Raw genomic sequence first — 16096 nt, forward strand, 5'->3', positions numbered from 1 at the left:
TATACTTTAAATAAAAACGAAAAATAATGTTTTTATTTTAAAAATGTTGTATACTTACAGAGATAAATAGATTGGAGGGTTAAGTATGGATGAATTTAAATTAGGCGAAGCAATAAGCAAAGTAATAGTTGATGGTACTTTGAAAGGGTACTTACAGTATCTTGAAGAGCGAAAAAGCAAAAAAGAGTCAATGAGTGTTAGTGGTGCATACGCTTGGACAAAAGGAAATCACATCGATGATCAAGTTTCTAAAATTGGACAAAAACACAATTTACAGTTTAAAATTGAAAAAGCTGGTTATACTTGGGAATATTTACAGTTTACAGTTAGTGAAAATGCTGAAAATTATATGGTTATCGTAAAAAGTTCTAGACGAGTAAAAAAATCTTTTGATGATCAAAAAAAGAAAGCCAATGAAGATAATTACTTAGTTAATTTAGCTGACATAAACACCGATGTTTTAAAGAATAGAAAGCAAAACTTTGTTATTCAATCAGAACAGCTTCAACTTGAATTAAATTCCCCAGAAGAAGTAAGAGCTGTTATAGAAGGCAAGCAACTAAACGTAAATCAAAAATATGCACGCTTTTATATTGTTACATACGAGATTGATGATGAAACTAAAATTATTAAATCCATTCAATTAACCATGCCTAATCGTCAAACAATGAATCTAGAGCTAATTGAAGATTTAAGTTATCTTATACAAGCTAGTGAGTATGAAGCTACTATTGAAGATGTAGAGCCAATTATGAATGAAAAAATATCTGATCAGACTATCTTCTCAGGTGATTCAAACGCATTTGGTTATTCTATACCTGAAGAAGAAAAAGAAGAATCTGGAAACTAAATTTCCAACAAAAAAGCAAGGATGTGATTATAATGTTTTTCGGAGAGAAATTACAAAGTGTCAGAGAATTAAATGGTCTCTCCAGAAAGGAACTTGCTGACAAATTAAGTTTAAGTGAACAAGCAATCTGGCAGTATGAAAACCAGTATACTGTACCAAAATTTGAAGTGGTTAATGAACTAAAAAAAGTTTTTAATGTAAAAGCTCAATTTTTCTATACAGAGTCATTTGTAACTAATATTTCTAAAGTTGAAAGCATTGCCTATCGAGCTGAGGATAGGGAGGCTCGTAAAAAAACAAAAATGGAAACGACTTTTATTGATTTTACTAGTTATTTTCTAGATAAGTTTGAAAGTAAGCTCAATTTACAAGCTAGTCTCCTTTCACAATTAAGAAACGAATCAATTCAACTTTATAATACGTCAACAGAAGCAAGTGACAGACTCTTACAATTAGAGATTATTGCTGAAAATGCTAGAGAAAAATTGGACGTACAATCAAATTCAGAGCTTCTTTACAAGCTTGAACTTTCAGGGATATATATTTTAGAAAAAAATATGGGAGTAAGTATTGATGCATATAGTACTTGGACTAGTCAAGAAAAACCTTTTATTATACTTGGCAATAAAAAAAAATCTGCGGTTCGCAGAAATTTTGATTTAGCCCATGAATTAGGGCACTTGTTACTGCATTACAAGATTGATATGGACAGCTTAACAAAAGATGAACATAAAATAATTGAAAAAGAAGCAAATGATTTTGCCTCTTTTTTCCTCCTTCCAAAAAATCAATTTTTAAAAGACTTTTTAACTATCTCAAAGAAATCAAATCCTGAATCTTATTTGGATTTGAAAATGAAATATATGGTATCAATTGGTGCGTTAGAGTATCGTGCTTATAAAATGGGACTACTGACATTTGAAGAAAATCGTTACTTTTACGCAGCTCTAAATCGAAAAGGTTACAAAAAAAATGAACCTTTAGATGAAGATATCTCGATTATTAGACCTGGAAAAGTTCGTTCTTTGCTAGACTTAATTTTTAAAAATCACTTATTTTCATTAAATAATATTTTAAATGATTATTATATTGAACGTTCATTTTTAGAATCTCTATTGGGGATTGAAAATGAATTTTTAAGCAAGTACTCTGAAGAGTCAAATAGAGAATATTTTAATAACTCAAATGTTGTTTCTTTATTCACTAAGGAAACTAATTAATATTTGAAGACGTTCTTATATGTGCTGCCCATAAGTGTTTTTTGTCTTTTCCTCATATCTGGAGGCAGGACTGTTAAATATTGCTGTAGTAAAAGCCTGTTTTCAATGTATTAGCTAATTTCTACTAATTATAGTTAGCTTTGACTTACCACAAACAAGAAAGAAGCCTAATTTAAAGGCAATAAATTGGGGAAATTGACTATAAATTAGCTTAATCTACTCAATGCATAAAAATATCCTAGCGATTATCAGTTATTCTGATTTTCACTAAGATATTTTTTGTTTTAGGAGAGTTTTGCTGCACGCTTATTGTTCAGTTTGGACATATTGATTCTTTTTAACACCCATCGCTGAGGCAATCACTCTAAATAATTCTTCTGAAATAGCAAAATGTCCAAATCGTAATTGGGATCGTTTTTCTTGCCATTCTGGAAAATCACTCAGAGCGCGTAAAGGAAGTTCTTTTTCGAGTAGATAGTAAGCGATGTTTTTACGATATGGTCTAAAGTTTACTGCCATCTCAACTTGATAAGCGTCTCCTGCTTGTACTTGACCGAGCGCAGTAAATTTTTGATATGGTTCGGCACCATCTAAGCTCAATTTTGGACTATAAAAAACAATCCAATCGCCTGGTTTCATTCGTGTTAAAGGTGCTTTTTTTCCATGATTCAACTGACAAAAACCACCTTTAACGCCTATTTCTACATGGTTTTTAGAAACTACTCCCACCCAATAATTAGTCATAGTCTTTAGCCTCTTTTTCATGTTTGTTAATTATTTCTTTTAGATAATGATTAAATGTTGCTTGTTGTTCACTCAGAGCGCCAAAAATTTCTTGATCGACTCCTTCAACTAATGGTAAGGCTTGATTCATAACCAAGCTCCCTTTCTCAGTTAAGGACAAAGCTTTGGCACGTGTATCTGTTGAATGCGCTTGTCGCAAAATCAACTCTTTTTTTTCTAATATTTGTAAGACTTGTGAAACTGTCATAACATCCATTTCAGAGATTTTTGCTACCATTACCTGCGTAATTTCCTGTTTCGTTTGTTGTAAATAGCCAAGAGAAGTTAGAACTATAAATTGAGGGTGAGTCAGATTAACTTGTCGTAAGGTCATTTTAATCTGGTTATGCCATAAATTATAAACCTTAATAAATTGCAGCCCAATAGCCTCTTCAGAATTTTGTTTACTTCTTGATTTAAATTCCATTCGTTTTCACTACTCCTTTTAATAAAAGCATTATTTTAGATACATTTTTTAAAATACTAGTAAACATTGGAGCGACTCATTAATATACATGCTTATTATAAGTTAACGTACTATTAAAAGCAAGATATTAAAAAGATAGCTGTTGTGCACTAGGACCTCAATGAACAGTTCTCCTTTTTTATTTTAAACAACCAATATCTGTTCACAAGTTACTAGCGGAATGGAAAATCCGAACAATAAGCAAATAACTTGTTTAATATATCAATAATCCGCTAAAATAACATTACGTAATTTTTTTGAAAAGGAGAACTGATTATGACTGTGGAGAAAGTGAAATGGGGCTATGATGAAAAGACTGGTCCAGATATGTGGGGGCATATTTGTTCTGACTTTGAAATAGCGAATACTGGTAAGGCACAATCGCCAGTGAATATTGAACAATCAGATGTAGAAGAAGTTAAACCATCAACTATAAAATTTTATTATAAAGAAACAGATTATACGATTAAAAGAATAGAACAATCTGTGCATGTGTTTCCGCACGATAAAGAACAAGGGTTACGCTTTAACGGCGAATATTTTCCACTTGTATCGTTTCATGCCCATATTCCAGCAGAGCACCTGTTAGACGGGTATATTTATCCGATTGAATGGCATTTTGTACATGAAAAAGCAGATGGAACAACACTAGTAATGAGTGCTTGGATGGAGATTGATAATACAACTAATGTGGAATTAAAAGATTTACCAAAACATTTCCCAGAAGTTTTTGTCGATTTTGAAACAGAACGTGAAATTACTTTAGATGTTAATGAATTTATGCCAGAGGAACGTGTTTTCTATACATACCAAGGCTCGCGGACAACGCCACCAACTGTAGAAGGTGTTACGTGGATTGTGTTGAAAAATGCGAAGTCACTTAAACAAGCTGACTTTACTGAATTAGATAAAGCAATTGGCAATACCAGTCGACCAGTGCAACCTTTAAATGGTCGTGAAATTACTTTTTACAACTAAAAACTAGAAAGCCTCGCTCGAATCTTGTATAGTATAAGCATAGATTTACGAGTGGAGGCTTATTTTTATGTATGAAAAAGCACGCAAAAAAATGATTGAAGCACATAGTGGACAAGTTCGTAAAATTACAGGAGAGGCTTATTTTTCGCACCCTTTAAATGTGGCAAGAATATTGCGCCGTGCGGGTTTTTCAGAAGAGGTGGTTATTGCTGGGTTACTCCACGATGCAGTAGAAGACACTTCGATGACTGATAAAGACATTCGTGATATGTTTGGCGAGAAGGTGGCAGATTTAGTGGCAGCTCATACAGAAAATAAGGATTTATCTTGGGAAGAACGGAAAGCGCACACAATAGAACAGGTTCGTACGGGTACTTTAGAAGAAAAAGCACTTATTGTTGCAGATAAGTTAGATAATCTAAGCTCTGTAAGATATGCTTTAAGCTCTGAAGGCGATTCAGTGTGGAATTATTTCAAACGTGGCTACGACAAGCAAAAATGGTATAATGAAGGCATTAAAAATAATATGGAATATGGGCTAAATCCGTCTGAAATTCCACCCTTTTTTGCAGAGTATGCTCGTTTAGTTAAATGGATTTTTAAAAGATAATATTTAAGTTAAAATAACTGTTAAATTAGGTATTTAGAATTAATTTAGAAAGTTTTTAGAAAATAAGTTTCTTTTTCTTAAAATCTGATGTAAAATGAAAGCGTTATAAACATAGTAGAAAGGGAGTTTTTTGGATGGTTTATGGAGCAATTGAAGCAGGTGGAACAAAGTTTGTTGTTGCAATTGGAGAAGAATCCGGTAAAATTATTAAACGCGAAAGCTACCCAACAACGGAACCAGCAGAGACAATGAAAGCAGTAATTCAATTTTTTAAACAGTATCAAGATGAATTAAAGGCAATTGGAATTGGTTCTTTTGGTCCGATTGATATTCAAAAATCTAGTCCTACATACGGATATATCACGCAAACGCCAAAACTTGCCTGGAGAAATTATGATATTGTTGGTGCAATCAAAAAAGAATTTAATATCCCGATTGGTTTCACGACAGATGTAAATGCCGCAGCGCTTGGAGAGGTTAGTCTTGGAGCAGCAGCAGGTTTATCAAGTTGTGTCTATCTAACAATTGGAACAGGAATCGGCGGTGGTGCAGTGGTTTCTGGGAAGATTTTAGAAGGATTTTCTCATCCGGAAATGGGTCATATCATGGTTCGCCGTCATAAGCTAGATCGTTTTACTGGTAGTTGTCCAAGTCATAGTGATTGCTTGGAAGGACTGGCAGCGGGTGGCGCAATTGAAAAACGTTGGGGTAAAAAAGCAGCCGAACTTGCAGATAATGAAGAAGTTTGGAATTTAGAAGCTCATTATATTGCCCAAGCCTTAATGAATTATACATTGATTTTATCTCCTGAAAGAATTGTTTTAGGTGGAGGCGTGATGAAACAACGTCAACTTTTCCCATTAGTTCGTCAAAAACTAAAAGCGCTAGTAAATAATTATGTACAGTTACCCGATTTAGAAACATATATCGTTCCGCCAAAATTGGAAGATGATGCGGGGATTACTGGTTGTGTATTACTTGCTGTCGATGCGGAAAAAACAAATTAATCATATACAAGTAATGAAATTTAGATTTCAGTAAATAGAAAAATGGATTTAAGAATTCCTTTTTGAAAGGAGTGATTAAATCCATTTTTTTATACACAAAAAGGATTACTTTTGCTAGAATAGAAGTGCCTAAACGATTGATGGGAAATGGACTTTATCTATATAAAATTATAGAAGTAGAACATCATAGAGGAAAAAAGCAGTACTATGATACAAATTATGTTACACTATTAAAAGATATGACAAATAATAAAGGATGTATGAAATGGATATAGCAAATACAAAGTACGAATTAATTGCGAATGATTTACGCAGGAAAATTCAAGAGAAATCATATGAACCAAATGAACAGCTTCCATTCGAAAAAGACCTGTGCAAAGCGTATAATGCGAGTAGAATCACTATAAGAAAAGCAATGGACATACTCGTGAATGAAGGCTATATCTATAAAAGACGTGGATCAGGAAGCTATGTTAAAGATATAGAACCAAAAGAATTCACACATTCAACACTGCTAGAAAATTTTAATGGAAGAGAGATTACAACAGAAGTAATAGATTTTACAGTGATTAAATCACCGGATGATATAGCACAAAAATTAAAATTGTCTTCGAGTGAATTTGTATATGATATCTATCGACTAAGAAAGAAGAACGACCAACCTATTGCGATAGAGCGTAGTTTTATGCCAATTCAGTTAATCCAGGGAATGCGATTGGACGTTTTAGCAGATTCGGTATATACATTTATGGAAGAAGAACTTAGTCTAACACCTAAAAGTATTCATCGTAGCATTCGAGCTTCTAGGCCTTCCAAGCTGGAAGAAAAATGGCTTCAGGTAGACTGGAACTATCCACTGCTAGAAATTGAACAAACAGTATTTTTAGATAATGGTAGGCCTTGTGAATACTCACTTACTAAAATAAAAACGGATGAATACGAATTTAAAACAGTGAATATTATTTAAGAAATGAGCTAAAATTCATTTCTTTTCTTTTTTTTATTTAAATTTGTTATGACTTATATTAATAAGTATTGACTTATGATTTTTATTGGTTATACTATTAATTAAGAAAACGTTTTCTATTTAAAAAAGTGAGGAGAAATGAAAATGAAAATTGCATTATTTTGTAGTGGTGGAATGTCAACAAGTCTTGTAGGATCAAAAATGAAAAAAGCGTATGAAGCGATGGGGAAAACAAACGTAGATGTCGATGCTTATGACTTTGCAATGATTGATGAGGTTGGAAATGAAGTAGATGTAATCATTATTGCTCCTCAGATTTCGTGGGCATTTGATCAAGTGAAAGCAGCACACCCAGATAAAAAAATAATTTCCTTAACGATGGCGGAATTTGGTGCAATGGATGGTGTTTCTATTATTAATAGATTAAATGATGAGGGAGTGATTCCAGAATGAAGCCAGGTGGATTTAGTGGATTTCAGGCCTCTTTCACTCGCACGGTAGGAAAAATTGCTGGAAATAAATTGTTACTTACGCTTCGTGATACATTTATACTCGTTGCGGCTGTTACAATGATTGCTGGTTTTGCTGTAATGATTAGTTCTGTTTTCTTGGATCCAAATGGCTTGATTTTTGGAGAGCAAGGATTACATATTGGAAAATTAATAAGCGGTTCATGGAGTGCTTGGGCTAGCTCTGATTTTGCTCAAACCCTTACATATATTCAATCGCTGGTAAATCTATTCTCTCAAGGTGCCTTATCCGTATTTTCTTTACTTATTGTTGTAGTATTTTCCTATACATTCTCTAAAAAATTCTTTCCAAGTAATAAAGAGCATATGACATCTGTTCTGTATGCGATGGCTTCTTTCTTTATTTGTTTACCATGGAACTATGATTATATGGTGAATAATAAAAATGTAGAAATTACAGGCATGCTAAACTCTAATTTCTTAGGGACACCAGGTGTTTTTTCTGCACTTTTGATTAGTGGAATTGCTGTTTTTGTCTATAATAAAGTATTACAAAAAAATATTATTATAAAAATGCCTGATTCAGTTCCGCCGGCAGTTGCGCGTAGTTTTGAATCATTAGTTCCAGGGATTATTACATTAGCAGTATTTGTTATTGGGACGGGGATTAGTGTTGGTTTGGCAGGTGTTTCATTGCCAGAATTATTATTACAAATTCTACAAAAACCAGCAATGGCTATTTCAGGAACAGCTGCTTTTGCTTTAGTAGTTCAAATTACTTGGCCACTATTACAATGGTTTGGAATTCACCCAACATCCATTTGGGGACCCGTATTTGGAGTCACTTGGAATGTTGCAGATACAGAAAATATTTTAGGAACAGCGAAACATCTATATTCAACGATGTTTATGAACTTTTCTACTATTGCAGCAGGAACTTTTGCTTTAGCGCCAGTTTTAGCGATTTTGATTTTTTCTAAAATTAATGCAGAAAAAAAGGTATCCAAAATTGCTTTAATGCCAGCTGTTTTTAATATTAGTGAGCCAATTACGTTTGGATTGCCCATTGTATTAAATCCAGTTATGTTTGTTCCTTTTGTGCTTGTGCAGCCAGTTTGTTTTTATCTAGCAGTATTCTTTACTAATATCGGCTTTATTGATGTGATTACTAATAATGTACCATGGACAGTTCCGCCACTTATTTCTGGATTATTATTTACAGGAACGATTAATGGTGCAATTGTTCAATTAGTTAATTTAGCTGTCGCGGTTCTTATTTACATTCCATTTATACGTATAGCGAACCAAATGAATCTGAAAAAAATGAAAGGAGTTTGATTTTAAGTGAATGAAACGCAATTAGAACAAGCGATGCAATTAATCTTTGTTGCTGGAAACGCTAAATCAATGGCGATGAATGCAATTTTAGAAGCAGAAAAAGGAGAATTGGAGCAGTCAATAAAGACTGTAAAAGAAGCAAAACAAACGCTACATGAAGCACATGCGATCCAAACTGGTTGGTTGACTAGTGAAATGAATGGAACAGAAATAGAAAAATCGATTCTCCTTATTCATTCTCAGGATCATTTTACAACTGCGAATATTATGATTGATTTAGCAGAACGTTTCCATGTACTATATAGCAAATTAGAGAAGGTGACGAGTCAAGACAATGACGAATGATTTTAAGCTAGCGCCAATATTTTCAGATAATATGATATTGCAGCGAGATAAACCCGTTTTGTTTTTTGGAGAGGCTAGGGTGAATGCAAAAGTAACATTGGTTTCGTCAAATCTAAACTTGGAAACAATTGCAAATGAAGCAGGAGAATTTCAAATAGAAGTTCCAGCCTTTTCAGCAAATGAAACAGCATCATTTCAATTTATTTCCGAAGGGCAGCAAATCGTTTTAGAAAATATTTTATTTGGGGATGTATATTTAGTTGCCGGGCAATCTAATATGGAATTTCAACTAAAGAATGATGTGGAATTTGCACAAGCAACAATGAATTGGTCCAAAATTCGTTTTTATAATGTACCGCAAATCGAATACCCTGGTCACGAAATGGATTTGATGACTTGGGAAAATGTAAATGGAAATATATCCGCTGTCGCATATTATTTTGCAGTTCAATTATATTTAGAAAATCCAGAGGTTCCAATTGGGATTATTGGTTGTTATAAAGGTGGCACATCTGCATCATGTTGGGTATCAAATGAAGTGCTAGCAGAAAATAAGCTATTAAATCAAACATATCTTGAGCCATTTAAGCAAGCAATTTTAAATAAAGATGAAGCTGAATTAGATGCAGAACGAGAAGCTTTTGAAGAAAAAAGCCGTTCATTTGCTTGGAAGAAAGAAGCGTTTATTCGCGATAATCCAGCGCTATCCTTAAAAGAAGTGAAGCAAATACTTGGTCATTCTCCTTGGCCACCTCCAATGACTCCTAAAAGTTATGGTAGACCTTCTGGATTGTACCATACGATGCTACAAACTATTGTTGGAGTAAAGTTTCAGGCAATTATTTGGTATCAGGGAGAGGAAGATGTACAATTCGGTGCTGTTTACAAATTATTGCTAAAAAAACTAATAGAACAATGGCGACAAATTTTTGGTGACGCTAAACTACCTTTCTTTGTCATCCAACTTCCAAAATATGCCAATGCACCAGAAGGAAGTTGGCCAATTATCCGTGAAATTCAAGAACAAGTAGTGGAAGAAACTTTGCTAACTTATTTGATTACAACGATTGATACGGGAGAAGCTTATGATATTCATCCTCCTTCTAAACGTGTTATTGGAGAAAGAACGGCATTTATCATAAGTAGAATATTAAATCAATGTGCTGCTGAGATAACACCAACCATCTGCCGACTAAATCAATCAAGTATCACAATAAAAAATGCCCAAAAATTAACTATTGTTGGAGAATATCCTTTTAATTTTCCTGGTGTGGAAATTGATGGAGCAACATTAAATATACCTACAGAAATGAAGGGTATCTTTAAATATGCCTATGAAAACTTTCCAACGGGATATTTAGTGAATGAATTTGGAATTCCCGTTTCACCATTTAAAGTAATGATAGAAGAATAAAAAATGAAAAATGACAAAGAAGCACATGGAGATGCGCGGTTTCTTTGTCATTTTTTGCTGTAAATATTCTAAGAAATCAATGGATAAATAATCATAGGAATAACACTTCTTTAATGTTAAGATATTTATTGGCGAGTCAAACGAAATACATAATTTGTTTAATACAGCCAAATGGATAAAAAATAGATTTATTCAGGCTGTTTTTGTGATTATTTCATACAAATTCAGGGAATGAAAGGGAAGAGTACTTACTATCAAAGGGGGAATTAAGTTGATAAAAGAAAGAAAAATTGTTCTTATTACTAGTTTATTTTTTATTGCACTTGTATTTTTAGGGCTACTATTTCAACGAGAGATTATTTGGAATATGGTTTCAGGTCATTTTGATTTTTCTGTATCCAACATTATTAATCTTTTGGCTGGAAATGATTTGGTCACATTCTTTTTACATCAAGTTGTTGCTGCACTGAAAAGCACCGTTATTTTTGTAATTATAGAGTTGTTAATCATTATTGCAATTCCTATTTTTATTATTGTCATCATGTTTCGGGCTAAAAAGAAGGAAGGCTGGACGAAATCAAGCATTGCGATTACAAGTGGGTATGGTTTATTGTTGCTATCACTTATTTCTTTTATGATTTTATTTAGTGTTCAGTCGTTGCATACATATCAAAATATCCATGAAAATGTAGTTACTGTTAAAAAGGCTGTTTTAACCCATAATTCCCAAGAAGTAGAAGAGGCACTGACAAAAATTATCGATGATCCGCAAAAAGCTGTCCAAAAATTTAAGGAAATCTCTACTAAATTAGATAAACACACTGGGATTTTTACATTGCTTTCTGAATGGTTGGATAAAGTAAAGAGTTATGAAAATATGCTTATCATTGGAGTAGTAGTGTCATTCTTATTAATACTTATTTCGCATATTTCTGATCTATACAACTTATGGAAAAGACCACAGAGCTAGAAAAAAAGCTGTTTAACTTTTAAAAAATTATATTACACAAAAGGAGAAGTTATGGCTAACACAAATTATGATGCAGTAGAATTTAGACAAAAAATTATTGCAGATTTAAAAATTAAAACGAGCGATTCTGTCATTTTAATGTGCGCAATCCTAATAGCTTCTATAGGATTAAATATGAATTCAATCCCTGTTATTATTGGTGCAATGTTAATTTCCCCTTTAATGACGCCTATATTAGGTATAGGGTACGGTCTTTCTGTATTTGACTTTTATATTGTTAAACGAGCCGCAAAGTTACTTTTTGTAGAGGTTTTGGTGAGTCTTGTAGTAGCAACCCTTTATTTTACTATTTCACCAATTACCTATGCGAGTGATGAAATAATTGCCAGAACCTCTCCAACAATATGGGATGTTATTATCGCATTTGGCGGTGGGGTTGCGGGAATAATTGGAGCAACTAAAAAAACAAGCACAAATATTGTTCCAGGGGTAGCTATTGCAACAGCGCTAATGCCACCAGTTTGTACGATTGGTTATGCCATAGCTACACTAAACTTTTCTTATTTTATTGGTGCTTCTTATTTATTCATTATAAACTGCGCTTTTATCACTATTGCGACTTTTATAGGCGTTCGTTTTATGAGATTTCCACTCCATAAAGAAAAAACCAAGAAAGAAAATAGACGAATTATTATTTTTACGACTATTTTATCATTACTAATTGTTGTTCCAAGTATTTTTTCTGCTTCTGCTTTAGTTCAAGCCAGCATTCAAAAATCAGCTATCAAGCAATTTGTGGATGATGAATTTGCTGATTATGTCGTTTTAAATCAAAGTTATAATGAAGCAAATGAAGTACTTACAGTGACAATATCTGGTACGCCAATGCCCAAAAGTGAAGTTGAAAGTATTCAAGCAGATTTACCAGAATATGGGCTAGATAAAGTTTCGCTTGATATTGATCAAGTTCCTGACTTCACTGAACTAAAAGGAAGCGACGCAACAAAATATATCGACCAATACATTAAGAAAAAACTCGATGAAGAAAAAAGTAAAAATGTGGAAGAACATGCTAACTAGTCAAATCAGTCGTAGAAAAAATGAATTGAATTGTTTGGTATTTTCAAGTAGTGTTGCTGCAATAATCGATAGGTGGAAAACCAATGATTTTAAAACTCCCACTTTTCAGATGATGTCTTTAATAATTAATTTGTAATATCCACTTAATGAACAACTATTGAGACGAAAAAGGTCTCTAAAATAATAATATGCAGGAATCATGTCTATTCCATTTTTCGAAATGGTTTATATAATGATTCCTGTTTTTTTGGTACAAATTTAAGAAAATGGCGCATATATTTTTTAGCAAACTTAATAAAGAAACTTATAAAATATCTTGTTAGTCACTCTATTTCAAAGTTTTAAAAAGGGTCCAAAGAGATTTTTAGCTCACACAAAAAATGTACATAAAATATAGGGTTCGGTGTGAAATCCTACACAGGGGAAGGCATGTATGCTTTGTTATACTTTTGAAGTCAAGTCGTACTAGACAACATTTATAACATTTCGGATGACTTGATAATAAATATTAAGGAGCACGAAAAAATGAAGTTAGGTAAAATTGGAGCAATATTATTAGGTACATCTTTAATCGTTCAAGCACCGTTTCAAGTTTTTGCAGCGAGTAATGATACTATCAATCAAAATAAAACAACAACATCGACAACAAATACAAATAATCAGCCATTAGCAGCAACAGATAGTGAAGTCAACAAAGGAACAGTCGGGATTTCATTTGTTTCAGAAGATGGTGAGCGCCAAGAACTTGTATCCTCGCTTAACTTGTCCTACGCTTATCCAGATGGAGTACCTTCTAACACAGTCACATTTGGAGAATTAGCAGAAGGTGCAACATACAATGATTTAAGAGAAGGTACATTAACGACAGATAAATTATGGAGCGATGTACTGCAAAATATGGCGGCCTACATGAATGGCACCATCGATGCAGCTGGATTTGAAGCAGCTGTTGGAGCGACACCAGCTCAATTTGATTTAGATCTTATTGCAGAAAACTTTGAAGGCTATGAACTTGATGAAGCAGCTTATCAAGCCAACCTAGACAAAATGGTCATTTTTGAACAAAACGGCGGCAGTGTCAATTTACAAGTACCATTTAAGAAAATAGCAGAAGTGCAAGCCGGGGCAGACGTAACTGTGAAATATGTAGATGCAGATGGCAATGAACTTGCAGCAGCAGAAACATTAAGTGGAAATGTAGATGAAACTTATACTTCAGAAGCGAAAACAATTGATGGCTGGACACTCAAAGAAACACCAGCAAACGCATCAGGTACATTTAGCGACCAAGCACAAACAGTCACTTACACTTATGTGAAAAATGAAGTCAACAAGGGAACAGTTGGGATTTCATTTGTTTCAGAAGATGGTGAGCGTCAAGAACTTGTATCCTCGCTTAACTTGTCCTACGCTTATCCAGACGGCGTACCTTCTAACACAGTCACATTTGGAGAATTAGCAGAAGGAGCAACATACAATGATTTAAGGGAAGGTACATTAACGACAGATAAATTATGGAGTGATGTACTGCAAAATATGGTGGCCTACATGAATGGCACCATCGATGCAGCTGGGTTTGAGGCAGCAGTTGGAGCGACACCAGCTCAATTTGATTTAGATCTTATTGCAGAAAACTTTGAAGGCTATGAATTTGACGAAGCAGCTTATCAAGCCAATCTAGACAAAATGGTCATTTTTGAACAAAACGGCGGCAGTGTCAATTTACAAGTACCATTTAAGAAAATAGCAGAAGTGCAAGCTGGGGCAGACGTAACTGTGAAATATGTAGACGCAGATGGCAATGAACTTGCAGCAGCTGAAACATTAAGTGGAAATGTAGATGAAACTTATACTTCAGAAGCGAAAACAATTGATGGTTGGACACTAAAAGAAACACCAGCAAACGCATCAGGTACATTTAGCGACCAAGCACAAACAGTCACTTATGTATATGAAAAAAATGCTGATGAAAATGTCACACCAACACCAACACCAGTTGATCCAGATGATAACAATACATCAACAGATGAAATAGGTACTCACACTGATGATAACTCTGAAACTCCTTCAGACAACACTTCAGACACTCCTACCAATAATGATACAGCTGAAAGTAATAGTGATAGCAAAAGCAGTAATGATAGCGATGTAAAAGATAGTACAGCAACAACATCACCAAATACAGCTACTGCAAAAACACAAACTAATACACCAGCTAAAACAGCGACCATGGCGAAAAACTCTCTACCAAAAACAGGAGATAACGCTTTACAAAGTGGTTTACTAGTTGGTATCGGAGCGCTTTTACTAGGTGGACTTTGGGTATTTATGCGCAAAACAAAAAAAGCAAAATAATCATTAAAAACTAAAATAATAGCAATTTGCTTTACTAGAAAAACTTCTTATCAAATGTAAGTAAATTTGGTAAGAAGTTTTTTTATGGAAAGATTTATAGGCGGCAGATGATTAGCTGTTAACCTATAGTAAAAATGAACTTTATATTGTCTCGATTAATTCATTAGCACCTAGTTTATCCAGGTATTATTTGATATACTAAATTGTGATAAAACAAACAAGAACGCAGGAGGAAAAAAGATGTCAATTACAAATTTATTAAATATTAAATACCCTATTATCCAAGGTGCAATGGCGCAAATTGCGAAAGCACCACTTGTTGCAGCTGTTTCAAATGCAGGTGGACTTGGAATTATCGCTTCTGGGGGAATGAGTGCGGATATGCTTCGCGAAGAAATCCAAAAAACAAAAAGCCTAACAGATAAACCATTTGGTGTTAATTTAATGTTAATGATGACAAATATTGCCGAATTAACAGAAGTTATTATAGAAGAGAAAATCGGTATTGTGACAACTGGGGCAGGAACACCAAAAACGTTTATGCCAATCTGGAAAGAAGCTGGAATTATAGTTATTCCTGTTGTTCCATCTGTTATGATTGCGAAACGTATGGAAAAGATGGGTGCAGACGCAGTGATTGCAGAAGGAACAGAAGCTGGAGGACATGTTGGAGAAACAACTACTATGGCTTTATTACCACAAATTGTTGATGCCGTTACTATCCCAGTTATTGGTGCTGGCGGAATTGCAGATGGTCGTGGAATTGCTGCTGCATTTGCTCTAGGTGCAAAAGGTGTTCAAATTGGCACGCGTTTTCTAGCGACAGAAGAATGCCCAGTTCACCCTGATTTTAAAACAGCGGTTATTAAAGCTTCTGACCGCGATACAATGGTCACTGGACGTAAAGCCGGAGCACCGGTTCGTTCCATTAAAAACAAAATGATTAAAGAGTATATCCGTTTAGAAGAGGAAAATGCTGATCGTGATACATTAGAGGAGCTAACACTTGGTTCGTTAAGAAAAGCAGTGCAAGAAGGAGATACAGACAATGGTTCTGTTATGGCTGGGCAAATTGCTGGTCTAATTACAGAAATCAAACCTTGTAAAGAGGTAATAGAGGAAATGATGGCTGATACAAACTCAGTTATTACAAACTTAAAAATAAACTAATTTTATATTACAAAAAAGCTAAAAAAGTTCTACCAGATAAATAATAAAGAAAAGATAGGATATGTGAGATTTA

General features: G+C 33.9%; 16 protein-coding genes. 14 read left to right on the forward strand and 2 right to left on the reverse strand.

Annotated features, from left to right (window positions below; all coding sequences use genetic code 11):
* Nucleotides 1–85: 85 nt before the first annotated feature.
* Complete coding sequence (locus HCJ45_RS12960) at nt 86–850, forward strand: spr1630 family ClpXP-sensitive toxin (RefSeq protein WP_187125087.1); 765 nt, start codon at nt 86–88, stop codon at nt 848–850.
* Nucleotides 851–882: 32 nt separating this feature from the next.
* Complete coding sequence (locus HCJ45_RS12965) at nt 883–2070, forward strand: spr1629 family repressor/antitoxin (RefSeq protein ID WP_185347043.1); 1188 nt, start codon at nt 883–885, stop codon at nt 2068–2070.
* A 306-nt stretch (nt 2071–2376) separates the two neighbouring features.
* Here HCJ45_RS12965 and HCJ45_RS12970 read toward each other — a convergent pair whose 3' ends face one another.
* Together HCJ45_RS12970 and HCJ45_RS12975 are read right to left on the reverse strand one after the other, a co-directional pair.
* Nucleotides 2377–2814, reverse strand: coding sequence for an EVE domain-containing protein (locus HCJ45_RS12970; RefSeq protein ID WP_187125088.1), 438 nt, complete (start codon nt 2812–2814; stop codon nt 2377–2379).
* Nucleotides 2807–3280 (reverse strand): MarR family winged helix-turn-helix transcriptional regulator, encoded by a 474-nt coding sequence (locus tag HCJ45_RS12975; protein ID WP_187125089.1) that lies wholly within the window; start codon nt 3278–3280, stop codon nt 2807–2809. The genes HCJ45_RS12970 and HCJ45_RS12975 overlap by 8 nt, the downstream gene beginning before the upstream one ends.
* A gap of 315 nt (nt 3281–3595) precedes the next feature.
* Here HCJ45_RS12975 and HCJ45_RS12980 point away from each other — a divergent pair, with 315 nt between their 5' ends.
* From HCJ45_RS12980 to fabK, 12 genes are all read left to right on the forward strand, one after another.
* Nucleotides 3596–4297 carry a carbonic anhydrase gene (locus tag HCJ45_RS12980; RefSeq protein WP_187125090.1) on the forward strand — a complete coding sequence of 234 codons (702 nt, stop codon included), beginning with the start codon at nt 3596–3598 and terminating at the stop codon, nt 4295–4297.
* Between the two features lie 67 nt (nt 4298–4364).
* A complete protein-coding gene (locus HCJ45_RS12985; RefSeq protein ID WP_187125091.1) occupies nt 4365–4907 on the forward strand; it encodes an HD domain-containing protein in 543 nt (180 codons plus the stop codon).
* Between the two features lie 134 nt (nt 4908–5041).
* Nucleotides 5042–5914: an ROK family protein gene (locus tag HCJ45_RS12990; protein WP_185347032.1), complete on the forward strand. Its 873-nt coding sequence runs from the start codon at nt 5042–5044 to the stop codon at nt 5912–5914.
* A gap of 265 nt (nt 5915–6179) precedes the next feature.
* Nucleotides 6180–6881 (forward strand): GntR family transcriptional regulator, encoded by a 702-nt coding sequence (locus HCJ45_RS12995; RefSeq protein ID WP_038406923.1) that lies wholly within the window; start codon nt 6180–6182, stop codon nt 6879–6881.
* A gap of 144 nt (nt 6882–7025) precedes the next feature.
* On the forward strand, nt 7026–7334 hold the full coding sequence (locus HCJ45_RS13000) for a PTS sugar transporter subunit IIB (protein WP_038406924.1): 309 nt from the start codon (nt 7026–7028) through the stop codon (nt 7332–7334).
* A complete protein-coding gene (locus HCJ45_RS13005) occupies nt 7331–8689 on the forward strand; it encodes a PTS sugar transporter subunit IIC (RefSeq protein WP_185335885.1) in 1359 nt (452 codons plus the stop codon). Before HCJ45_RS13000 ends, HCJ45_RS13005 begins: the two co-directional genes overlap by 4 nt.
* A gap of 6 nt (nt 8690–8695) precedes the next feature.
* A complete protein-coding gene (locus HCJ45_RS13010) occupies nt 8696–9034 on the forward strand; it encodes a PTS lactose/cellobiose transporter subunit IIA (protein ID WP_187125092.1) in 339 nt (112 codons plus the stop codon).
* Nucleotides 9035–9113: 79 nt separating this feature from the next.
* Nucleotides 9114–10448: a sialate O-acetylesterase gene (locus HCJ45_RS13015; protein ID WP_187125093.1), complete on the forward strand. Its 1335-nt coding sequence runs from the start codon at nt 9114–9116 to the stop codon at nt 10446–10448.
* Between the two features lie 271 nt (nt 10449–10719).
* Nucleotides 10720–11418 carry a hypothetical protein gene (locus HCJ45_RS13020; RefSeq protein ID WP_187125094.1) on the forward strand — a complete coding sequence of 233 codons (699 nt, stop codon included), beginning with the start codon at nt 10720–10722 and terminating at the stop codon, nt 11416–11418.
* Nucleotides 11419–11469: 51 nt separating this feature from the next.
* Entirely contained in the window at nt 11470–12498 is a 1029-nt protein-coding gene (locus HCJ45_RS13025; RefSeq protein ID WP_187125095.1) for a DUF389 domain-containing protein, read from the forward strand.
* A 525-nt stretch (nt 12499–13023) separates the two neighbouring features.
* Nucleotides 13024–14853, forward strand: coding sequence for a MucBP domain-containing protein (locus HCJ45_RS13030; RefSeq protein ID WP_246456575.1), 1830 nt, complete (start codon nt 13024–13026; stop codon nt 14851–14853).
* 240 nt (nt 14854–15093) lie between these two features.
* Complete coding sequence (gene fabK / locus HCJ45_RS13035; protein WP_187125096.1) at nt 15094–16023, forward strand: enoyl-[acyl-carrier-protein] reductase FabK; 930 nt, start codon at nt 15094–15096, stop codon at nt 16021–16023.
* Nucleotides 16024–16096 lie beyond the last annotated feature (73 nt).

Source organism: Listeria immobilis (genome assembly GCF_014322845.1).
In the GTDB taxonomy this organism is placed as follows: Bacteria; Bacillota; Bacilli; order Lactobacillales; family Listeriaceae; genus Listeria; species Listeria immobilis.